Source organism: Duganella sp. BJB476, assembly GCF_003416895.1.
Taxonomy (GTDB): domain Bacteria; phylum Pseudomonadota; class Gammaproteobacteria; order Burkholderiales; family Burkholderiaceae_D; genus Rugamonas.
In genome coordinates this window covers 474,945-496,638 of the sequence record NZ_QVIO01000003.1, presented here as the reverse complement: position 1 = coordinate 496,638, position 21,694 = coordinate 474,945, and the positions used below count along the sequence as shown (strand labels likewise).

Genomic DNA, 21,694 nt, shown 5'->3' with positions numbered 1-21,694 from the left:
AGCCCTGTCATGGCTAGCACCACAATCGATACGCCGGCCGGCGGCGTGGGGAAACCTGCGCTCGCGCCGATCATGCCGAGCGAGAAGGTCTCCGGCCGCACCTGGATGGCGGTGGCCGCCGGCATGCTGGGCGCCTTCATGGCGGTGCTCGACATCCAGATCACCAACTCGTCGCTGAAGGACATCCTCGGCACCTTGTCGGCCACGCAGGAAGAGGGCTCGTGGATCGCCACCGCCTACCTGGTGGCGGAGATCATCGTCATCCCGATGACCGCGCTGCTGACCCGCGTGTTCGGCATGCGCGCCTACATGATGGGCACCACCGCGCTGTTCCTCGGCTTCTCCACGCTGTGCGGTTTCGCCTGGAACCTGCCTAGCATGATCGTGTTCCGCATGCTGCAAGGCTTCACCGGTGGCGCGCTGATCCCGATGGCGATGACGCTGGTGATGAGCAAACTGCCGCCGTCCAAGCGCGCCACCGGCATGGCCATCTTCGGCCTGACGGCGACGCTGGCGCCGGCGATGGGCCCAACCTTCGGCGGCTATCTGAGCGAGCTGTATGGCTGGCCGTCGATCTTCTACATCAACTGGGTGCCGGGCGTGCTGCTGATCGGCGGTATCGCGATAGGCCTGGACAAGGAAAAGGTCCAGCTCAACCAGCTGTTCAACGCCGACTGGCTGGGCATCGCCTTCATGGCCCTGGGCCTGGGCAGCCTGACCATCTTCCTGGAAGAGGGCAATAGCAAGGACTGGTTCGATTCGTCCTTCATCATCACCTTCGCGGCGATGGCGATCATCGGCCTGCTGGGCTGGATGGTGACGGGGGCGACGCGCAAGCAGCCCTTCGTCAACCTGGGCCTGTACGGCCAGCGCAACTTCTTCGCCGCCACCGCGCTGTCGATGGCGATGGGCATGGGCCTGTACGGTTCGTCGTTCCTGCTGCCGCTGTACCTGGGCCAGATCGCCGGCTACTCGCCGATGCAGATCGGTGAAGTCATCATGTGGGTCGGCTTGCCGCAGCTGTTCATCATGCCGTTCGTGGCCAAGCTGTCGTCCAAGATCGACAACCGCATCCTGTGTTCCTTCGGCCTGCTGCTGTTCGGCGGCTCCTGCCTGATGAACGCCTACATGGACGCCACCACCGGCTACGACCAGCTGCTGCTGTCGCAGGTGGTGCGGGCGCTGGGCCAGCCGTTCGTGATGCTGACCTTGTCGAACTTTGCGATGAACGGCATCTCGCCGAAGGACATGCCGTCGGCATCGAGCCTGATCAACATGACCCGCAACCTGGGCGGTTCGATCGGCATCGCGCTGCTGGCCACCGCGCTGACTTCGCGCGAGCATTTCCACTCGCAGCGCATCGGCGAATCGGTGACCGGCTTCGCGGCCGCCACGCAGGACCGTTTGGCCGCGCTGACGCAGTCGTTCATGAGCAAGGGCTTCGACGCCACCAGCGCCGGCGACATGGCGCTCAAGGCGGTCGACGGCATCGTGCGGCGCGAGGCTTATGTGATGGCCTATAACGACGGCTTCTTCCTGGTCGCGATGGTGCTGTTCGGATGCATCGGCGTGCTGTGGTTCTCGGACAAAGTCAAAGCCCCTTCGGGTGGCGGTGGCGGTGCGCACTAAGCGCCAGCCTTCAATTAAATTAAAAGTGAGGTAACACCATGTTGAATTCAGCTTTGAAGCGCCTGACGCTCGCTGTTTCCGTAACGCTGGCCGTCACCGGCTGCGCCACCGTCGGCAGCGATTTCTCCGCGCCGAAGAACGTCGCCGACGCGTCGTTCCGCCACCTGCCGCAAGCCGGCGCCAGCGAGGCGCATCTGCCTGCGCAGTGGTGGACCGTGTTCAACGACGACACCCTGAACCGCCTGGAGCAAACCGCGCTGCGCGACAACCCAAGCATCAAGGCCGCCGCACAGCGGCTGGTGATCGCGCTGGAGCAGGCCGGCGTGTCGCGCTCCAGCCAGCAGCCGTCGCTGAGCGTTAGCACCTCGGTGTCGAACTCGCGCACCTCGGCCGAGACCTCGCAAGGGCTGGCGCTGGGCGGCCGTTCGATCAAGGGTAACAACTACTCGGTGGGCGCTTCGCTGTCGTATGAAGTCGACCTGCTGGGCCGCGTGCGCCGCCTGGTCGAAGCTTCCGATGCGCAGGCATTGGTGGCCGAGGCCGACCGTGACGGCGTGCTGTTGCTGCTGTCGTCGCAACTGGCCACCACCTACTGGCAGCTGCGCGGCCTGGACGCCGAGATGGCGATCCTGAACGGCGCGCTGGACACCCGCCGCGAAACCGAAGACCTGGTGACGGCGCGCTTCAACGCCGGCCTGTCGAATGAGCTGGACGTATCGCGCGCCCGCATCGAGCGCGCCAACGCGCAGGCCGACCTGCATGAAGTGCAGCGCCAGCGCAACCTGCTGGAACACAGCCTGGCGACGCTGGTCGGTGCTTCGCCGTCGGCGCTGTTGACGGCGCCGAAAGCGAGTGCTGCTGTGCTGCCGCAGCCGCCGGCGATCCCGGTCGGCTTGCCTGCCAGCCTGCTGGCGCAGCGTCCGGACCTGGCGGGCAGCGTGGCCAACCTGCGTTCGACCAACGCGCAGATCGGCGTGGCCGAAGGCGCGTTCTATCCTTCGCTGACCTTGACCAGCAATTTCGGCTACGCGTCGGAGAGCTTGAAGGAACTGGGCAAGGGCGGCTCGCGCCAGTTCAGCATCGGTCCTTTGGCACTGTCGCTGCCGATCTTCGACGGTGGCCGCAACAAGGCCAACCTGGCCATTTCGAAAGCGCGCTATGAAGAGGCGATCGCCAATCACGAGACCAAGCTGTTGACGGCCTTGCGTGAAGTGGAAGACGCGCTGTCGGACGTGCAGGAGCGCCAGCTGCAGGGCGAGGCGCAGTCGGCTTCGCAAGTGGCGGCGGCGCGCGGCTACCTGGTGGCGCGTGCGCGCTACGAGCGTGGCGTGTCGACCTACCTGGACGTGACCGATGCGCAGCGCAGCGCGCTGGCGGCCGACCGCGCGGCGGTGCAGATCAACACCCAGCGCCTGTTGGCGGCGGTGTCGGTGGCGCGCGCCTTGGGTGCTGGCTGGCAGCCGTCGGCGCAGCTGGCGACGGTGGCGCAGAACGGCGCGATCAAGCCGCTGGCGCAGTAAAGTTTTACCGCCCGGTGCAATGCCGGGCGTTTGTCCTTACGCGGAAGAGGCCAGCGGCAGTGTTGCCGCTGGCCCGAAGCGTTCCACGATGAAGTCGATGAAGGTGGTCAGCTTGGGCGTAGCCCGGCGGTCGCGCTGGTAGACCAGATGCATCGGCCGTGGCGGAGGCAGGTAGCCGCATAGCACCGGCACCAGGCGTCCGGCGGCGATGTCCTGCGCCAGCAGCACCTCAGCCTGCATCACGATCCCGAAATCCTTGAGCGCGGCCATGCGCAGCGCCTGGCCGCTGTTGGTGCGGAAGCGGCTGGCCGGCAGTTCGCGCTTGCCGCGCACATCATGCACCGATTGCAGGCGCCAGCGCACTCCCACCGTCCCCACCATGAAGTCCAGGCATTCGTGCCGCGCCAGATCGTCCGGCGTGAGCGGCGTGCCGTGCTTTTTCAGATAGGCCGGCGAGGCGCAGATCGACATCGCGTAGTTGAACAGCGGGCGCGCGACCATGCCGGAATCGTCCAGGGGGCCGATGCGCACGGCGGCGTCGTAGCCTTCCTCCACCATGTCGACCATGCGGTCGTTGAGGTTCAGGTCCACGCCCACCTCGGGATGCAGGCGCAGGTAGTCGCTGATCGCGGGCGCCAGCCATTCGCTGCCGAAGGAGACCGGCGCGGTGATGCGCAGCCGTCCGCGCGGCACGCTGCGCATCGCTTCGGCGCCGGTTTCGGCGGCGGCGATCTGCACCAGGATGGCGCGGCACTGCTCGACGTACTGCGTGCCGATCTCCGTCAGGCTCTGGCGGCGCGTGGTGCGCGTCAGCAGCCGCGCGCCCAGCGTGGCCTCCAGGTGGGCGATGTGCTTGCCGACCATGACAGGCGACAGCTGGAAGGCGCTGGCGGCGGCCGTGAAATTGCCGGCGTCGACGACGGCGACGAAGATCTCCATGCTGCGCAGCTTGTCCATGTGATTGCTAATCGTGGGTTAGTAATGATCGTCATCTTAGCGCATTTATTCCTTGGGCGTTGTGGCCGATACTGGTGTTTTCACTCACAGGGAGAGCAGCATGAAAGTAGTCGTCATAGGTGCGGCCGGCATGGTCGGCAAGGCAGTGGTCGAGCAACTGGGCCAGCGGCACGAGATCGTCACGGTCGGCGCCTCCAGCGGACAGTATCAGGCGGACATCGCCGACATCGCGCAGGTGCGCGCCCTGTTCGCCAAGATTGGCCGCGTGGATGCGGTGGTGGTGGCGGCCGGTTCGCTGCACTTCGCGCCGCTCGCCGGCTTCACGCCGGAGCAGTTTTATGTGGGCCTGAACAGCAAGTTGATGGGGCAGGTCAACGTGGCGCTGGTGGCGCAGGAATACCTGAACGACGGCGGCTCGATCACGCTCACCAGCGGCATCGTGGCCGATGAACCGATCCGCAATGGCGTCAGCGCCACCATGGTCAACTCCGCCGTCGAAGGTTTTGCGCGGGCGGCGGCGATCGAGCTGCCGCGCGGCTTGCGCATCAACGCCGTCAGCCCGACCGTGCTGGAAGAATCGATGGGCAGCTACGGACCGTTCTTCATCGGCTTCGAGCCGCTGCCTGCGCGCCGTGTGGCGTTGGCGTATGCGCGCAGCGTCGATGGCGCGCAGACCGGGCAGGTCTACCACGCGTGGGGAGCAACGGCATGAAGGTACTGGTGATCGGCGGGACGGGGACTATCGGCAGCGCCGTGGTCGAGCAGCTGGGGCAGCGCCATGAGATCGTGGTGGTCGGGGCGCGCGGCGGACAGCATCAGGTCAATATCGAGGACATCGCGCAGGTACGGGCTTTGTTTGCCAAGGTTGGCCGCGTCGATGCGGTGGTGGTGGCTGCGGGTGCGCTGCATGTGGGGCCGCTGGCCGAGCTGACGCCGGAGCATTTTTACGTGGGCCTGAACGGCAAGTTGATGGGGCAGGTCAACGTAGCGTTGGTGGCGCAGGAGTTCCTCAATGACGGCGGTTCGATCACGCTGACCAGCGGCGTCGATACCGAGCATCCGATCCGCCGAGCGGTGGCGGCATCGACCGCCAATGCGGCGGTGCAGGGCTTTGTGCGGGCCGCCGCGATCGAGCTGCCGCGTGGCTTGCGCATCAACGCCGTCAGCCCGACCGTGTTGCAGGAGTCGGTGCATTTGTTCGGCAACCTGTTCACCGGCTTCGAGCCGATCAAGGGCAGCCGCGCCGCCTTGTCCTATGCCCGCAGTGTCGATGGCGCTGAAACGGGACGGGTATATCGGGCCTGGTAAGAGAGGTGAGGGAGTGGTATCCGTTGTACTACAATGCGGATCTCACTCCACCCTGAGGTTCGAATGAAAAAAATACTGCTCCCTCTGGCCCTGGCTGTTGCCTGCGCCTCCGCTTATGCCGCACCGGCCAGCGTGACCGATCTGGACAAGATGACCAAGCGCTTCGCGCCGGTCGCCCTGACCGCCGACACCAGCCAGCTCTCGGCCGGCGACAAGAAAGCCATCGCCAAGCTGATCGAAGCGGCCAAGATCATCGACGTGCTGCAACTGCGCCAGCGCTGGTCCGGCAACGAGGCGCTGTGGTCCGCGCTGCAAAAGGATCAAACGCCGCTGGGCAAGGCGCGCCTGAACTACTTCTGGCTCAACAAAGGTCCGTGGTCGATCCTGGACGACCATCAAAGCTTCCTGCCGGCCGAACTGTCCGGCATTGCGATCCCGGCCAAGAAGCCGGAAGCCGGCAACTTCTATCCCGAAGGCGCGACCAAGCAAGCGCTGGAAAGCTGGATGAACGCGCTGCCGGCCAAAGACAAGGAGCAGGCGCAGTGGTTCTTCACCACCATCCGCAAAGACGCGACGGGCCAGTTCACCATCGTCAAATATTCGGACGAGTACAAGCCGGAGCTGGAGAAGGCCGCCGCGCTGTTGAAGCAAGCCGCCGCCGACACTGACAACGCCTCGCTGAAGAAGTTCCTGCAGCTGCGCGCCGACGCCTTCCTGAGCAACGATTACCTGGCCTCGGATTTCGCCTGGATGGACCTGGACGCGCCGGTCGACATCACCATCGGCCCATACGAAACCTATAACGACGAACTGTTCGGCTACAAGGCCGCGTTCGAAGCCTACGTCAACATCCGCGACCAGAAGGAAACGCAGAAGCTGGACTTCTTCGCCAAGCACATGCAGGAGCTGGAAGACAACCTGCCGCTGGACGCCAAGTACCGCAATCCGAAAGTCGGCGCGCTGGCGCCGATGGTGGTGGTCAACCAGGTGTACGGCGCCGGCGACGGCAACATGGGCGTGCAAACGGCCGCCTACAACCTGCCGAACGACGAGCGCATCATCAGCCAGCGCGGCTCCAAGCGTGTGATGCTGAAGAACGTGCAGCAAGCCAAATTCAAGTCCACGCTGACGCCGATCTCCAAGCTGGTGCTGAAGCCGGCCGACCAGAAGGATGTGGACTTCGATTCCTTCTTCACCCACATCCTGGCGCATGAAATCACGCACGGCCTGGGCCCGCACATCACCAAGAACAACGGCGCCGAATCGACGCCGCGCCAGGACCTGAAGGAAGCCTATTCGACCATCGAGGAAGCCAAGGCCGACATCACTGGCCTGTACGCGCTGGCCTACATGATGGACAAGGGCCAGCTGGCCGGCACGCTGGGGCAGGGCGCGGTCGCGGAGCGCAAGCTATACACCACCTTCCTGGCCTCGGCCTTCCGCACGCTGCACTTCGGCCTGACCGACTCGCACGCGCGCGGCATGGCGATCCAGATGAACTACATCCTCGACAAGGGCGGCTTCATCTCGCACGGCGACGGCACGTTCGCGGTGGACTTCAAGAAGATCAAGCAGGCAGTGATCGACCTGGACCGCGAGTTCCTGACCATCGAAGCGACCGGCGACTACGCCCGCGCCAAGGACATGATGGCCAAGTACGTGGTGATCCGTCCCGACGTGCAAAAGGCGCTGGACAAGATGAAGACGGTGCCGAACGACATCCGTCCTGAATTCAAGACCGCCAACACGCTGCTGGGCAAATAAACCACGGGGGTCAAGTCTGACATTCGGACACGGCCTCTGCCGTAGCGGCTGCTACGGCAGAGGCCGTGTCCGAATGTCAGACTTGACCCCCAGCCGTTTCAAAACCTCAATGATTCATCTTTTTCTACGTAGAAATAATCTGTTGTAGAACCTGCCTGATGGCAATAAATATTGCCCGCTGCATGCTACAGTTTGATCACCATGATCAAGCGCACCTTATTCCTGCTGCTCCTGTCGTCCGCCGGCCTGGCTTCCGCCGCCCAGCTGACCGATATGGAAACCCGCTGGCTCACCGCCGGTTCCGCCGTGCTGGGCTACGCCAAGCAGGAACTCAAGCTGCCGATCGATATCACCGTGCAACCCCAAGCCCGCCCCACCGACGTGCCGCTGGCGCTGGGCTTCCAGGACGGCCGTTGCAAGCTGGTGCTGTCGATGCGCGGCAATCCCAACGCTGAAGATATCCTCGCCGGCGTGTCTGCCGGACAGCAGGCGCTGATGATCGAAGCCATGGTGGCGCACGAGATCGGCCATTGCTGGCGTTACGCGCAAGGCGTGTGGCATGTGTTGCCGGCCGGCTTTGAAGAATCCGCCCAGCCGGCGCTGGAGCAAGCCCAGGCGCTGCGCCTGACCCGGCGCGAGGAGGGCTTTGCCGACCTGGTCGCGCTGGCCTGGACCCAGCATCGCCATCCGCAGCAATACGCCGCCGTCGCCGCCTGGATGCGGCAGGTGCGTCAACCGGCGTCCGCCACGTCCGTCACCGGTACACACGGCACGCTGGCCTGGTTGCAACTGGCGCCCACCGGCGCCGCCTTCAATCCCGACCAGCCGCTGTTCGAGCAAGCCGCCGGACTGTGGCGCCAGGGCCTGTTGCACGACGAATAAACCCCTGCAGGCCAATTCCGCAACTTGGTACGTTCCCGCACAGAGCAAGACCGCCGGCGGGCGTTTAATGTGTCCATCAACCACCACAAAGGGACACATCATGAACAAAATACTCCTCTTCGTCATGGCCACGGCAGCCAGCGCCAGCTTCGCCGCCACCACCCCCAACAACGATACGGTGGCATACAAGGCCACGGTCAAGCAGGCCGAAATCGACTACAAGAGCGCCAAGGCCGCTTGCGGTGGACAATCGGGCACCGCCAAGGATATCTGCATCGAGCAGGCCAAGGTGGCTCGCGCCAACAGCGAGGCCAACGCCACGATGCAGTACAAGAACGACAAGCGGTCGGTGCAGAAAGCCCAGACCGAAGTGGCTGACGCTGATTACAACCTGGCCAAGGCCAAATGCGCGCCGATGGCCGGCGCCGACAAGGACAGCTGCCTGGACACCGCCAAGTCGACCCACGTGGCCGCCATCAATGACGCCAAGGCCGGCAAGAAAATGGCCGACGTCGCCCAGACCGGCATCGATTGCAGCACCATGAGCGGCGCCGACAAGGCCTCCTGCGAAACCAAGCAGAAGAGCTCGATGGCCAAGGACACCGTGGCCGATTCCATGATCACCACCAAGGTCAAGACCGAACTGCTGGCCGAGCCCGCACTGAAATCGCTGGACGTGCATGTGGAAACCACCAACGGCACCGTCATGCTGAGCGGCTTCGTGCCCTCGCAGGCGGAAGTGGACAAGGCTGTCGACGTGGCCCGCAACGTCAAGGGCGTGAACAAAGTGCAGAGCTCGCTGCGCATCAAGTAAGTTGTCCCCCGCCGGCCTCCGGGCCGCCAGGGACCGCCGGCCCGCGGTCCCTTTTTTTGCTTGTATTAATTACGATCATAATGTAAAGTGCTTGCAAGCGTGCCTTCCGCGCGCACCGACTACGCGAGGATCGTCATGTTCGCCCTACCGTTTTCCCGCTGGCTGCAACGCCGCGGCCTGCACTTTTCCTGGGTGATCGTCGCCATCACCTTCCTCACCGGGCTCAGCTCGTCGGCCGCGCTGGGCCTGCCAGGCGCGCTGCTGCAACCGCTGTCGAAGGAATTCGGCTGGGACGTCGAGCAGATCTCGTCGGCGCTGGCGGTGCGCTTCGTGCTGTTCGGCCTGATGGGGCCGTTCGCCGCCATCCTGATGGAACGCTTCGGCCTGCGCAATGTCGTCGTCACCGCGCTGACCCTGGTCGCCAGCGGCCTGGCGCTGGCCACGCAGATGACGCAGTTTTGGCAGCTGGTGCTGTTCTGGGGCATCATGCTCGGCGTCGGTTCGGGCATGACGGCGCTGGTGCTCAGCGCCGTGGTGTCGACCCGCTGGTTCGACACCCACCGCGGCCTGGTGGTGGGCATGCTGACGGCCGCCTCGGCCACCGGCCAGCTGGTGTTCCTGCCGATCGGCGCCTGGCTGATCGAGCACTACGGCTGGCGCACGGCGGTGATCCCGGTGTTGCTGGCCTGCGCGCTGGTGGCGGTGCTGGTGTTGCTGTTCATGCGCAACCGTCCCAACGAAGTGGGCCTGGCCCCGTATGGCGCGCCTGCCGGCACGCCGGTCGCGCCGCTGGCGCCGCCGATGCGGATCACCTTCGCCACGCCGTTCAAGGTGCTGGCCGGGGTCGCCAATCAGCGCGTGTTCTGGATCCTGTTCGGCACCTTCTTCATCTGCGGCCTCAGCACCAACGGCCTGATCCAGACGCACTTCATCTCGCTGTGCGGCGACGCCGGCCTGTCGGCGGTGCCGGCCGCCTCGGTGCTGGCGATGATGGGCGCCTTCGACCTGGTCGGCACCATCGCCTCCGGCTGGCTGTCGGACCGCTACGACAACCGCAAGCTGCTGTTCATGTACTACGGACTGCGCGGGCTGTCGCTGTTCTGGCTGCCGTATTCGGAATTCACGCTGTACGGCCTGTCGCTGTTCGCCATGTTCTACGGCCTGGACTGGATCGCCACCGTGCCGCCGACGGTACGGCTGGCCGGCGCCACCTTCGGCAAGGAAAAGGCCGGCATGGTGTTCGGCTGGGTGTTTGCCGGCCACCAGCTGGGTGCCGCCGTAGCCGCGTATGGCGCCGGCCGCGTGCGCACCCTGATGCTGACCTACAACCCGGCGCTGTTTGCCGCCGGCGCCGCCTGCCTGGTGGCGGCCGGTATCATCCTGCTGATCCGCAAGCCGGCCGTGGCCGCAGCGACCAGCGCCGCCGCGCCGGCCAAGGCCGCCTGAGGGGAGGGCGTCAGCCCATCGCCAGCAGCGCGACGCTGACGCCCACGCCCGCTCCCCAGACCAGGGTCCGCAGCGTATCGACATTGGCCAGGTACAGGCCGATGTAGACCAGCCGCAGGCCGATAAAACCCAGCGCCAGCAGGTCGATGCGCGCCTGGTCGGCGTGCGCCTGCTGCGCCAGCACCACCGCCGCGATAAACAGCGGCAGGATTTCGAAGCCATTCATCTGCGCCGCATTGGCGCGCGCCTGCCAGCCGCTCAGCCCGGCCACCCACTCGCGCGGCTGCTTGTTGTCGTAGCGACCGCCGCCGGGCGGCAGCTTGGCCGAGGCGAGCTTCGCCAGCCCGACCGTCGCGGCCGGCAGCATGCAGGCCGCCAAAACACACCAGTTTGCTATCGTCATCCCTCTCCCCTTGATTTGTTAATGGAAAGCCATGCTACACGGGTTTGGCGTTGCGTCGCCATCGATCTGAAAGTCAAAGCGTTGAGTCGCGTCAACAACAGTGGCATAAGTTTTAACTAGATCCAGACAGGCTCTGCAATAGCTGTCACAAAACATAATAAATATCAAGAAAGTGGTGTAAAAATAAATATTCCAGCAATAACATTCGTGCACAAAAGAACAATGTTATATTGCTTTTTCGACCACAGTCATCTGGGATGCACTTCGGTGATGATGGCTGGCGGTTGTTATTCAGGGCGATATAACTTTCTACAAGAAACCTAAAAAAGTAAGGATAGTTTTTTTATGATTTTCAATACCAAACAATTCAAGCTGGCCGCCGTGGCCGCAGCTTTGTTGGCCGCCGGCGCAGCCCAGGCTTCCTCCGGCCTGAGCGCCGATCTGGCCAAGCTGGTGCCGATGACCGGCAATACCTCGTCGCTGAGCGACTGGCGTTTCACCGCCGGCCAGAGCTTCAACGGCGTGGCCGGCGCGCTGGACGGCGTGGCCCGTCTGACCTTCACCAATTCGGAAGGCGGCTGGGGTTGCTCCGGCTCGTTGCTGGCTGGCGGCCAATACGTACTGACTGCCGCACATTGCGCCGATGACTTCACCAAGATGACCGTGGAGTTTGGCTACCAGGGCGGCAAGGCCGCCGTGACCCGCAACGTTTCCGTCGGTAACGCCTTTGTGAATCCGGCCTGGCACGGAGAGAAACAATCGCTCGATGCCGGCTCCGACATGGCTATCCTGAAACTGGACACCGCCGTCACCGGCATCAAAGGCTACAAGCTGAGCACGACCAACGATGTCGGCAAGGACTACCTGATGGCCGGCTACGGCACCACCCAGAAGGCCGACGTCAACAGCCCGACCAGCTGGAATGTTGACGGCGCCTATGGCCACTTCGGTTACAACACCTTCGACATCGACAGCAAGACCTTCAACAAGGTGGCGGGCGATAATGGCATTGGTGTGTACGACGAAAGCTTCTACGCTCCGGGCACCACCTACATGAGCGATTTCGACGACGGCACCGCCGCGCACAACACATTGGCTCGCATCGCCGGCGTGACCGGCAACAAGTGGAGCAGCAGCCTTGGCCACGGCGCCAATGAAGCGCTGATCGCCGGCGGCGATTCGGGCGGAGGCGACTTCGTCTGGAACGGCACGGAATGGCTGCTGTCGGGCGTGCACTCGTGGGGCTGGCAGGGTAGCGAAGCCTGCCCGGCCTTCGGCCTGACCGGCTGCGACAACGCCATCGACAACACCTCCAGCTATGGCGACCTGTCCGGCTCCACCGCGACCTTCTCGCACGTCGCCTGGATCAGCTCGGTGACCGCCGTGCCGGAACCGGAAACCTACGCGATGATGATCGCCGGCCTGGCGCTGGTGGGCGTGGCCCGCCGCCGCAAGCAGGCATAACACCGTACGACGTAAAAAGCCCGCCGGCACCGAACGCGATCTTGAGCGCGTTCAGGCCGGCGGGCTTTTTTACGTCCTTCGGTTTTACTTCAGGTACTTGGCCAGCCAGCCGTGCACTTCGCTGTAGAAGTAGCGGCTGTTATCGCCCTTCAAGATCCAGTGGTTCTCGTCCGGGAACACCAGCAGCTTGGCCGGCACGTTCAGGCGGTGCTGGGTCGCGTAATTCATCAGCGCGTTATTGGCCGGCACCCGGTAATCGAGCTCGCCCACCGAAATCAGGATGGGCGTGGTGAAGCCCGTGCCCTTGTCGTGATTCCCCGCCTGCATCACCGGGCTCTGCTCGCGCCATACCGCCTTGTCGCCCCACACCGGGCCGCCGCTGTTGACTTCGCGGCCGTGGATGCTGTCGCTGCTGCCCCACTGCATCACCAGGTCCATCTCGCCGGCGTGCGACACGAAGGCCTTGTAGCGCGTGGTGGTCGCCTGCAGCCAGTTGGCCAGATGGCCGCCGTAGCTGGCGCCGCCCGCCGCCAGCTTGCTGCCGTCGACGTAGTTGTATTTCTTGACCGCTTCGTCGACCGCTTCGTTGAGCTCGTCGCCCGGACCCTTGAGCGGATCGCCCTGGATGGCGCGCGCGAATTCCTCGCCGTAGCCGGTCGAACCCTTGTAGTCGGTCAGCAGCACCACATAGCCCGGCTGCGCCAGCAGGTGGTAGTTCCAGCGGATCACGAACTGGTCGCGCCACATATTGGCCGCGCCGCCGTGGATCACCGCGAACAGCGGATATTTTTTAGCCGGATCGAAATTGGCCGGCTTGACGATCATGTTGTGGATCATGCGGCCATCGCTGGCCTTGAACCAGAAATGCTCGGGCGCCTGCCAGTCGATGCCGGCCGCGCGCTCGGTGTTGAACGAGGTCAGGCGCTTGGGCGCGCCGTTGCCGAAGGCGTACACCTCGGGCGGGTTGATGGACGATTCCCACACGCCCACCATGGCCTTGCCGCCGGCCGCCAGCGAACCGATGCTGCCGGTCGGCGGCGATGCCTCGTCGCGCAGGTCGCCGCCGGCGTAGTTGATCGAATGCAGTTGCTCCAGGCCCGCGTGCTCGTAGCTGAACACGATGCGGTTGCCGCCGGCCGGCAGCACGAAGCGCGAGATCGAGCGGTCCAGCGTGGCCGTCAATACTTTCGGCGTTGGGCTGTTCAGCGGCCAGGCGAAGCTGGCCAGGCGGCTGACGTCGTAGACCTTGCCTTCTTCCTCGGCCTCGGTCAGCGTGAACAGCGTCTTGCCGTCGGCGCTGAATTTCAGGCCATGGTAGCTGTGCTTGTCCTGGGTCAGCTGCTGCGGTTCGCCGCCGGCCGCCGCCACGCTGAAGATCTGCGTGTAGCCGGCAGCGCGCGCAGCTTCGTCGCGGTTGGTCGAGGCCGAGAACACCACCGCCTTGCCGTCCTGCGACCAGATCGCGTCCAGCGACTGGCCCTCGTCGCCCTGGCCGCCGCCAAAGCCAGGCAGCGCCGCCAGCTTGCTGCCGGCCAGCAGGTCGCGCGGCTTGGCGCCCACTTCGGCGTCCATCACGAACAGGCGCACTTTCTTATCGTCGAGCCATTTGTCGAAGAAGCGCGGCGGGAAGGTCTCGTAGGCGCGCGCGGTGTACTTGCGGTCCTTGCGTTCCTTGGCGCTTTGCTTGACGTCGGCCTCGCTGGCGTTGCCGGGGTAGATATCGCTGACGAACAGCAGCTGCTTGCCGTCCGGGCTGTACTTCGGCTGGCGCGCGCCCAAGGTCAGCGTGGTCAGGCGCTGCGCCTCGCCGCCGGCCGCCACGTCGAGGCGGTACAGCTGGGCGGCGTCGTCGCCGTCGCGCTTGGCCACGAACACCAGCTGCTTGCCGTCCGGCGACCAGACGGCGCCGCTCTCGCCACCCTTGCTGAAGGTCAGGCGGCGCGCCGGCGCATCGTCGGTCAGCGACTTGATCCACAGGTCCGACCATTGTTCCTTGCTGTCGTAGGCCGGATCGGTGACCGGGAACACGGCCCACTTGCCGTCCGGGCTGGGCAGCGGCGCGCCGATCCGCTTCATCAGCCACACGTCTTCGTGGGTGATCGCGTGTTTGGCGGCGGCGGCGTCGGCGGCCGGGGCTGCATGTGTGGCGGTGTAGCCAGCCAGGCCGGCCGAAATCAATATGGCAAAAATGGAAAGTCGCGGTATAGTCATGACGAGGTCGCTGTAATGTCGGTGAAGCGGCGATAGTGACCAAATCTCCCATTGCTGTCAATCAAGTATCCATCCAACCCCGTGGAGTAGCCATCTATGCAGACCATCACCAAGATCCATAAAGTCGCCGCCTTCACCGCAGGCGAATTGGGCGGCAATCCGGCCGGCGTCATGATCCGTTCGGCGCTGCCGGAGGAGTCGGCCATGCAGCGCATCGCCGCCGAGATGGGCTACTCGGAAACCGTGTTTGCCGCGCCCACCGGCGACGGCTGGCGGGTGCGCTATTTCTCGCCGGACGGCGAAATACCATTCTGCGGCCACGCCACCATCGCGCTGGGCGCGGTGCTGGCGCAGCAGAACGGCGACGGCATCTTCCCGCTGACCACCAACCACGCCCGCGTGACCGTCGAAGCGCAGAGCAAGGACGGGCAGGGCAGCGCCGCGCTGCAATCGCCGGCCACCGCCAGCGCGCCGGCCCCGGCCGCTTTGGTGACGGCCGCGCTGGCGCTGTTCGGCTACAGTCTTGCCGACCTGGATGACCGCATCCCGCCGGCCATCGCCAACGGCGGCGCCAACCACCTGGTGCTGGCGCTGGCCAGCCGTGAACAGCTACGGGCGATGCGCTACCAGCTGGCGGACGGCCGCAGCCTGATGCGCCAGCACGGCCTGGCGACGATTTCGCTGGTGCACGCGGAAACCCTGCAGCGCTTCCACGCGCGCAATCCGTTCGCCTCCGGCGGCGTGTACGAGGACCCGGCCACCGGCGCCGCGGCGGCCGCGCTGGGCGGCTATCTGCGCGACCTCGACTGGCCGCACGGCGGCGCCATCGACATCATCCAGGGCGAGGACATGGGCGCGCCCTGCCATCTGCGGGTGGAGATTTCCAGGCAGGCCGGCAGTTCGATCCGCGTCTCCGGCAACGCCCGCATGCTGGGCGACTAGTCCTTCCTTAATCCCACTTCTTCAGCAGGCGCGCCAGCTCGCCGGTTTTCTCCATCTGCTCCAGCGCGCGCCGCACCCGGGCCACCACGCCGGGGTCGACATGCCGGCCCATCACCATGTGCAGCTGCGCGGTGGACATCACCTGCGGCAGTACTTTCACCTTGCCGGTGGCGCCGGCGCTGGCGATGACGCCGGCCAGCCCCGGCGAGCGATGCAGGAAGAAGCGCGCCCGCCCGGCCATCAACTTTTGCAGGTTCATCACCGGGCTGGTGGCGCTGGCGTTGATCTGCAAGCCGCCCTGCGCGATCAGGAAATCGGTGGTGGCGTAGCCGCGGTTGGCCAGCACCACGCCGTCCTGGCCGAGCTTGCGCACATCGTCCCAGTTGTTGACCACCACCTCATCGCCGGCGCGTACCAGCAGCATATAGTTGATGGGAAACAGCGGCGGATCGAGATACACATACTGGCGCTCGCGCTCCTCGGTATGCTGGACCGCGCACAGCGCGTCGTGCTGCTGCACCGCCACCTGGTGGTAGGCGCGTATCAGCGGCATCCACTGCTGGTCGCCGATGAAGATCAGGCCGGGATCGATGCGCTCGATGGTGCGGAAGATATCCACGCACAGGCCGATGATGCGGTCCTTGCCGGCCGCGATGAACTTGGGCTCCGTGCCTTCCTGCGCCGCCACCCGCAGCGCCACCGGCTGCGCGGCGCTCGGGGACAACGGCGCGGCCAGCAGCATCAGCAGCAGCATGCCGGCGTCCATCATCCTGCGCAGTTTGCTCCTCGGCGACATATCTACCCCGGTGGTGAAATGTTGCTATATACTTATTTTTTTCACTTTGAGAAAGTATAACAGTGCGTATCTTGCTCACCATGATTATGTGCTTTGCCGCCGGCCTGGGGCAGGCGTCCAACTTCAGCTTCGACGTCACGCCGGGGCCGCACAGCGTCGGCCTGCGCGTGGTCGGGCAGTACGACTACGCCCGTGGCTATCTCGGCAAATACGATGTCGTCACCGGCAAGCCGATCAGCGGCGAAAGCGCGCGGCCGATACAAACGGTGATCTGGTATCCGGCGCAAAAATCCGGCAAGGCGGTGGTGTACGGCGACTACTTCCGCCTGGCCGCCAGCGAGGAGCGCTTCGACATCACGGAAGCGGCCATCGCGGCCAACGTCGAAGGCCGGCTGAACGGCGCGCCGGTCGGCGGCGCGAGGGCGCACGAGGAAATGAAGCGCCCCATGTGGGCGCTGCGCGACGCCAAGCCGGCCGCCGGAAAATTCCCGGTGGTGATCTATGCGCCGAGCTTCGGCGCCCAAACTTTCGAAAACGCCGACCTGTGCGAATACCTGGCCAGTCATGGCTACATCGTCATCGCCAGTCCCAGCGTGGGCGCCCGTGGGCGCGTGATGACCGACGACCTCGAAGGCATCGAAGCGCAGGCCGGCGACATCGCCTTCCTGATCGGCTACGCCCACACGCTGCCGCAGGCGGACACCGGCCGCATCGCCGTCGCCGGCTACAGCTGGGGCGGTATCTCCAATGTCTTCGTCGCCGCGCGCGACAACCGCGTCAAGGCGCTGGTCAACCTGGACGGCTCGGTGCGCTACTGGCCGGAACGCGTCACGGAAGCGAAGTATGTGCAGCCGGCGCGCCTGGCTGTGCCGATGCTGTTCCTGGCCGCGCGTCCCCGCTCGCTGGAGGATCTCGCCAAGCGCAGCAAGCCCAACGCCAGCTTCCTCAACGAGCTCAAGTATTCTGACCTGTACACCGTCACCTTGCCGGCGATGGAGCATTTCGCCTTCGCCTCCGAGGCGCTGCGTTTCATCGGCGACGATGCCTACAACGACTACACGGCGGCGGAAGTGAGCCAGGCCCACGGCTGGATGGCGCGCTATACGCTGCAATTCCTGGACGCCTATCTCAAGGAGCAGGCCAGCGCCAAGGCCTTCCTGTCCAAGCCGCCCGGCCAGAACGGCGTGCCGAACCATCTGCTGACGGTGTCGGCCCACTTGTCGGAAGGCCCGCCGCCGACGCTGGAGATGCTGGCCCACGAAGCGTCCGCCAGCGGCTTTGCCGACGTGCAGAAAGTGTACGAGGGCATGCGCAAGCTGGACCCGAAATTCGAAGTGAGCGAGTACGCCCTCAACTACTGGGGCTACCAGTTGCTGCGCGCCGGCGACCAGCAGGGCGCCATCGCCGTGCTCAAGCTGGTGACGACGCTGCATCCGGACAGCGGCAATGCCCACGACAGCCTGGCCGAAGCCTACGAGACCGCCAAGGACAAGCCGCTGGCGATCCAGCACTACCAGCGCTCGCTGCAGCTCGATCCGAAGAACGGCAATGCCGTCCAGCACCTGAAATTGCTGGGCGCACCGCTGTGATCCTGTCGGCGAACTTGACAGTGGCCGGCGCGCCGTTCCGGCGGCGAACGCTAATGGTCTGATTACAAAGGAGGAGCAGAGCACGGCACGATAAATGCGTCACACCGCCGCGTGTCCGCCTGGCGCGGACTGGTGTTTCCACGCATGGGAAAGGATATCGTATGCGCATTGCTCCCTCTCTGTTGCTGGCCTCCTTGTTGTTGGCGGCCAGCCTCCCCGGCAAGGCCTTCTGTCCCAAGAATGGCTTTGTCTGTTTCATCACGTCCAAGTCGGCCGGCAGCCTGACCCACCAGGACATCACCCAACGCGGCATCGAAGCGCTCGACAAGCGTTACTTCGCCGTGCCCAAGCTGACGGCGTCGATGCAAAAGGCGCTGGACCAGATCATCGAGGCCGACGCCAAGGTCGATGAAGACCAGACCAGCTCGGCCAAGCACTTCGACGGCGAGAACGCGGCCGGCGCCCAGCTGCGGCTGGCCACGCTCAAGCAGAACGTGCTGGACGCGCTGCGCAGCGACCCGATCAACGCCACCGGCGCCCGCGACAATCTCGGCAGCGCGCTGCACACCATCCAGGACTTTTACTCGCACAGCAACTGGGTCGAGCAGGGCAACAGCGGCGCCCATCCCGGCGTCGGCCGCCCGGGTTCGCTGGCCTTCGCCGGCCCCGCCACGCCGACCTGCGCGGGCTTCACCGACACCGGCCTGTTCTGCGCCAACTCGTCCAACCTGACCGGCAGCCTGCTCACCAGCGGCTATTACGGCGGCGAGGATCGCGTCAAGCCGGGTTCCTTCAAGTGCAGCCACGGCGGCCCGCTCGACAAGAGCTCGCCGTCCAGCGATATCCTGGGCTACTTCCGCGAAGGCATCAACAAGGACACGCTGTATTGCGACATCTCGCCGCACAGCGGCTTCCACGGCACGGCGGCGGCGGCGGCCATCGCCGGCACCCAGCAGTTCGTCGAAGACATCAAGGCCGAGATCACGCCGGCCCAGCTGAAGGCGCTGCTGGGCGCCGGCCCCACGCTGGCCTTCGCCATCGACACCACCGGCAGCATGGGCGGCATCATCGCCGGCGTGCGCGCCTCGGCCATCAGCATCGTCGACGCCCGCCTCGGCACCGACGAGGAACCGCTGCAATACGTGCTGGCGCCGTTCAACGACCCCTTCACCGGCCCCACCATCGCCACCAACGACGCCGGCCTGTTCAAGGGCGCCATCAGCGGCCTGGGTGCCTCGGGCGGCGGCGACTGCCCCGAGCTGGCCATGACCGGCATGTACAACGGCCTGTCGCTGGCCGATCCCGGCGGCGACCTGTTCATGTACACCGACGCCACCGCCAAGGACGCCAGCCTGGCCGGCGCCGTCATCAGCCTGGCCAAGAGCAAGGACATCAAGATCTATCCGGTGCTGTTCGGCAGCTGCTCGCCGCTGACGCCGGGCTTTCTGCAGGCGGCGGCCGAGACCGGCGGCCAGGTGTTCTTCCTGTTCGGCAGCGAGGCCGCCAACGTCACCCAGCTGGCCGACCTGGTGGTGCGCAACAACGTGGTGCAAGTGCTGTCGCTGGTCGACACCTATCCCAGCGCCAAGAGCTACACGCTGCCGGTCGACAGCAGCATGAGCCGGCTGACGGTGTCGGTCAGCGGCACCGTGCAGGGCGTGCAGCCGGTGGTCACGCTGACGCGGCCGGACGGCGTGGTGGTCACCGCCGCCAACGCCACCAAATACCTGAGCCTGTCGAGCGGTGTCATCATCTCGATCGACAGCCCGCCGCGCGGCGCCTGGACGCTGTCCATCAACGGCTCAACCAGCCAGACCTATGTCAACGTCAGCGGCGTGGCCGACCTGGCCTTCAATTCCTTCCGGCTGAACCGCTTCGGCGCGCAGCCGCCGCACCAGGGCTTGCTGGCCATCGACGGCGAGCCGGGACCGGGGCAGGCGCTGTATGCCGTGGCTTCGCTGACCGGCATCGCCAGCGCGCCGCAATTCCAGCTGCGCCGCAAGAACTTCGAGCTGCTGTCGCCGCTGGCGCTGGAGCAGGACCAGACCGACGGCGGCAAGTTCTTCGGCGCGCTGACCATACCGAATGAAGCCTTCGTCGCCTACGCCACCGGCAGCGACAGTTCCGGCTTCCCGTATCAGCGGCTGGTGAGCGTGATGGTGCAGCCGCAGACGGTGTCGGTGACGCCGCCGTCGCGCCAGGACCTGCGCCCCGGCGTGAGCACCACGCTGATGTACCAGGTGCGTAACGACGGCCCGGCCGGCACCTTCAGCATCAGCGCCACCGACGACCAGCACTATATCCAGTCGGTCTCGCCGACCACGCTGACCCTGGCCAGCGGCGAGAGCGCCAGCGTCGCCGTCACGCTGATGCCGCCGGCCGGCACGCGCATCGGCAGCTCCGACAGCATCACGGTCTCGGCGCAGAGCACCGCTGTCGCCACGGTCCACAACAGCGCCTCGTTGACGGTGTTCGTCACCGGCGCCGTGCAGGTGCCGGGGCGGCCCGACTTTACCGCCGCCATCATCGGCCAGGAAAACGTGGCGCCCGGCGTCATCGGCCTCGATGTGCGGCTCACCAACATCGGCGTCGGCACGGCGCGCGACCTGAACTTGTCCTCGCTGTCGCTGCGCACTTTGGCCGGCACCGGCACCGTCACGCTCAACACCGCCTTGTCGCCGGCGCTGCCGATGGTGACGCCGAACGTCGACGTCGGCAGCTTCTTCACGGTGCGCCTGACCTTCAACGTGCCCGCCACCGTGCAGCGCTTCAGCGTGATCGAAAACGGCAGCGTCACCGACCTGAGTGGCGTGATCTACGCCTACTCGCAGGCCCAATCCGTCATCCCGAAATAAACCGGAGGAACCGTCATGAAAGTTCGATACCTGTGCGCGCTGGCCGCGCTGTTGTGGAATATGCTGTTGTGTACCGTGTTGTGGACGCCCGCCGCGCAGGCTGCGCCGCTGGTGTTCACCTTCGCCACCTTGCCTGCCGGCGGCGCGCTGACCGGCAATCCCGGCGATACGGTGGGATGGGGCTACCAGCTGGTCAACACCGATCCGCTGAACTGGTTCGTGCCGACCCAGCTGAACGCCTCGTCCTTCAGCATCGGCATACCGGACGCCAGCTACTTCGATTTTCCGGTGCTGGCGCCGGGCGCCAGCGCCACCGTCGCCTTCGATGCGCTGACCCACACCGGCTTGTACGGCTTGCAGATTTTTTCGTTCGCATTGCCGGGCATGAGCGACATCGGCAGCTTCAGCGTGTCCGGCGAATGGTGGAACGGCGATCCGCTGGGCGGCGCCAGCTTCCTGCAAGCGTCCGATGTGCAGCTGGCGCCGCTCTCGGTGACGCTGGCGGTGACGGGCGTGCCTTTGCCTGGTAGCTTGTGGTTGCTGGCGCTGGGCCTGCCGCTATTGTGGCTGGGCCAGCGCCGCCGCCAGAAAGGCGCGCAGTTCGGCCGCGCTCTGGGCTGACGGCGCGGCGGGCCGCACATCCCGGTAGGCGCCGGGACCGGTGCGGCCCAACAGCTTGAAGGACTTGCCGGCGTAGACGGTGGGCCGCACTTGCAGCAAGGCCAGTTGCGACTGGCCGTCGCCCGCCGCCCGCAGGTGCACGATGAACTGGCAGGCGTACTGGCGGCCCTCGGCGTTCCAGTAGTAGTCGACATCGGGCGTGATCAGCACGTCGTGGCGGCGTTGTTCCGCCGGCAGTTGCAGCCACGCCGCCAGTGCCGGACTGGCCGGCGGCAAGGCCAGGTCGGCATCGGGCGGGAACAGCGGCGCGCCGTAGGGCAGGGCCATGCGGTAGCGCCGGTGTTCTTCGCGTTGCGCTGGGATGTGCTGCACCGCTTGCAGGATCGCTTGCTGCGCCTGCTGCGGCGCCATGCGCACGGTCAGCTCACCGTCCTGCGCGCGTGCCGTCGTCGACAACAGCAACGCCAGCATGGCCAGGACGGCGCGCTTCATG

Annotated in this window: 18 protein-coding genes; 13 read left to right on the top strand and 5 right to left on the bottom strand. The window is 65.5% G+C overall.

Features of this window, described 5'->3' with window-relative positions:
- The first annotated feature begins 9 nt into the window (after positions 1 to 9).
- Positions 10 to 1,629: a DHA2 family efflux MFS transporter permease subunit gene (locus tag D0T21_RS15595; protein WP_116990516.1), complete on the top strand. Its 1,620-nt coding sequence runs from the start codon at positions 10 to 12 to the stop codon at positions 1,627 to 1,629.
- Between the two features lie 38 nt (positions 1,630 to 1,667).
- The gene (locus D0T21_RS15590; RefSeq protein WP_116990515.1) at positions 1,668 to 3,149 is read left to right on the top strand and encodes an efflux transporter outer membrane subunit; all 1,482 of its coding nucleotides are present in this window, start codon (positions 1,668 to 1,670) and stop codon (positions 3,147 to 3,149) included.
- Positions 3,150 to 3,185: 36 nt separating this feature from the next.
- On the opposite strand, the gene D0T21_RS15585 is transcribed toward D0T21_RS15590, so the two are convergent.
- On the bottom strand, positions 3,186 to 4,106 hold the full coding sequence (locus D0T21_RS15585; RefSeq protein ID WP_116990514.1) for a LysR family transcriptional regulator: 921 nt from the start codon (positions 4,104 to 4,106) through the stop codon (positions 3,186 to 3,188).
- A 100-nt stretch (positions 4,107 to 4,206) separates the two neighbouring features.
- Between D0T21_RS15585 and D0T21_RS15580 the strand changes: the two genes are divergently transcribed.
- The 6 genes from D0T21_RS15580 to D0T21_RS15555 all read left to right on the top strand — a co-directional run bounded on the left by D0T21_RS15580 (position 4,207) and on the right by D0T21_RS15555 (position 10,320).
- A complete protein-coding gene (locus tag D0T21_RS15580; protein WP_116990513.1) occupies positions 4,207 to 4,818 on the top strand; it encodes a short chain dehydrogenase in 612 nt (203 codons plus the stop codon).
- A complete protein-coding gene (locus tag D0T21_RS15575; RefSeq protein ID WP_116990512.1) occupies positions 4,815 to 5,414 on the top strand; it encodes a short chain dehydrogenase in 600 nt (199 codons plus the stop codon). Before D0T21_RS15580 ends, D0T21_RS15575 begins: the two co-directional genes overlap by 4 nt.
- A 63-nt stretch (positions 5,415 to 5,477) precedes the next feature.
- Positions 5,478 to 7,178 (top strand): hypothetical protein, encoded by a 1,701-nt coding sequence (locus D0T21_RS15570; RefSeq protein WP_116990511.1) that lies wholly within the window; start codon positions 5,478 to 5,480, stop codon positions 7,176 to 7,178.
- A gap of 201 nt (positions 7,179 to 7,379) precedes the next feature.
- Positions 7,380 to 8,060: a hypothetical protein gene (locus tag D0T21_RS15565; RefSeq protein WP_199538476.1), complete on the top strand. Its 681-nt coding sequence runs from the start codon at positions 7,380 to 7,382 to the stop codon at positions 8,058 to 8,060.
- A gap of 100 nt (positions 8,061 to 8,160) precedes the next feature.
- Positions 8,161 to 8,874 (top strand): BON domain-containing protein, encoded by a 714-nt coding sequence (locus D0T21_RS15560; RefSeq protein WP_116990509.1) that lies wholly within the window; start codon positions 8,161 to 8,163, stop codon positions 8,872 to 8,874.
- 135 nt (positions 8,875 to 9,009) lie between these two features.
- A complete protein-coding gene (locus D0T21_RS15555) occupies positions 9,010 to 10,320 on the top strand; it encodes an MFS transporter (protein ID WP_116990673.1) in 1,311 nt (436 codons plus the stop codon).
- A gap of 10 nt (positions 10,321 to 10,330) precedes the next feature.
- On the opposite strand, the gene D0T21_RS15550 is transcribed toward D0T21_RS15555, so the two are convergent.
- Positions 10,331 to 10,723 (bottom strand): MAPEG family protein, encoded by a 393-nt coding sequence (locus tag D0T21_RS15550; RefSeq protein WP_116990508.1) that lies wholly within the window; start codon positions 10,721 to 10,723, stop codon positions 10,331 to 10,333.
- 345 nt (positions 10,724 to 11,068) lie between these two features.
- Here D0T21_RS15550 and D0T21_RS15545 point away from each other — a divergent pair, with 345 nt between their 5' ends.
- On the top strand, positions 11,069 to 12,187 hold the full coding sequence (locus D0T21_RS15545) for a trypsin-like serine protease (RefSeq protein WP_116990507.1): 1,119 nt from the start codon (positions 11,069 to 11,071) through the stop codon (positions 12,185 to 12,187).
- 84 nt (positions 12,188 to 12,271) lie between these two features.
- Here the strand turns inward: D0T21_RS15545 and D0T21_RS15540 are convergent, their stop codons facing one another.
- Positions 12,272 to 14,398 carry a S9 family peptidase gene (locus tag D0T21_RS15540; protein ID WP_116990506.1) on the bottom strand — a complete coding sequence of 709 codons (2,127 nt, stop codon included), beginning with the start codon at positions 14,396 to 14,398 and terminating at the stop codon, positions 12,272 to 12,274.
- A gap of 96 nt (positions 14,399 to 14,494) precedes the next feature.
- Between D0T21_RS15540 and D0T21_RS15535 the strand changes: the two genes are divergently transcribed.
- Positions 14,495 to 15,340 (top strand): PhzF family phenazine biosynthesis protein, encoded by an 846-nt coding sequence (locus D0T21_RS15535; protein WP_116990505.1) that lies wholly within the window; start codon positions 14,495 to 14,497, stop codon positions 15,338 to 15,340.
- A 7-nt stretch (positions 15,341 to 15,347) separates the two neighbouring features.
- Here D0T21_RS15535 and D0T21_RS15530 read toward each other — a convergent pair whose 3' ends face one another.
- A complete protein-coding gene (locus D0T21_RS15530) occupies positions 15,348 to 16,136 on the bottom strand; it encodes an ABC transporter substrate-binding protein (protein WP_229211487.1) in 789 nt (262 codons plus the stop codon).
- Positions 16,137 to 16,198: 62 nt separating this feature from the next.
- On the opposite strand from D0T21_RS15530, the gene D0T21_RS15525 reads away from it, so the two are divergent.
- The 3 genes from D0T21_RS15525 (at position 16,199) to D0T21_RS15515 (ending at position 21,201) form a co-directional block, all read left to right on the top strand.
- Positions 16,199 to 17,725, top strand: a complete 1,527-nt coding sequence (locus tag D0T21_RS15525; RefSeq protein WP_199538475.1) for a dienelactone hydrolase family protein — start codon at positions 16,199 to 16,201, stop codon at positions 17,723 to 17,725.
- A gap of 161 nt (positions 17,726 to 17,886) precedes the next feature.
- Positions 17,887 to 20,580: a hypothetical protein gene (locus tag D0T21_RS15520; RefSeq protein WP_116990502.1), complete on the top strand. Its 2,694-nt coding sequence runs from the start codon at positions 17,887 to 17,889 to the stop codon at positions 20,578 to 20,580.
- 15 nt (positions 20,581 to 20,595) lie between these two features.
- Positions 20,596 to 21,201, top strand: coding sequence for a hypothetical protein (locus D0T21_RS15515; RefSeq protein WP_116990501.1), 606 nt, complete (start codon positions 20,596 to 20,598; stop codon positions 21,199 to 21,201).
- Here the strand turns inward: D0T21_RS15515 and D0T21_RS15510 are convergent.
- Positions 21,139 to 21,693 (bottom strand): hypothetical protein, encoded by a 555-nt coding sequence (locus tag D0T21_RS15510; protein WP_229211486.1) that lies wholly within the window; start codon positions 21,691 to 21,693, stop codon positions 21,139 to 21,141. The two genes, D0T21_RS15515 and D0T21_RS15510, sit on opposite strands and share 63 nt — an antisense overlap.
- Between the last annotated feature and the right edge of the window lies 1 nt (position 21,694).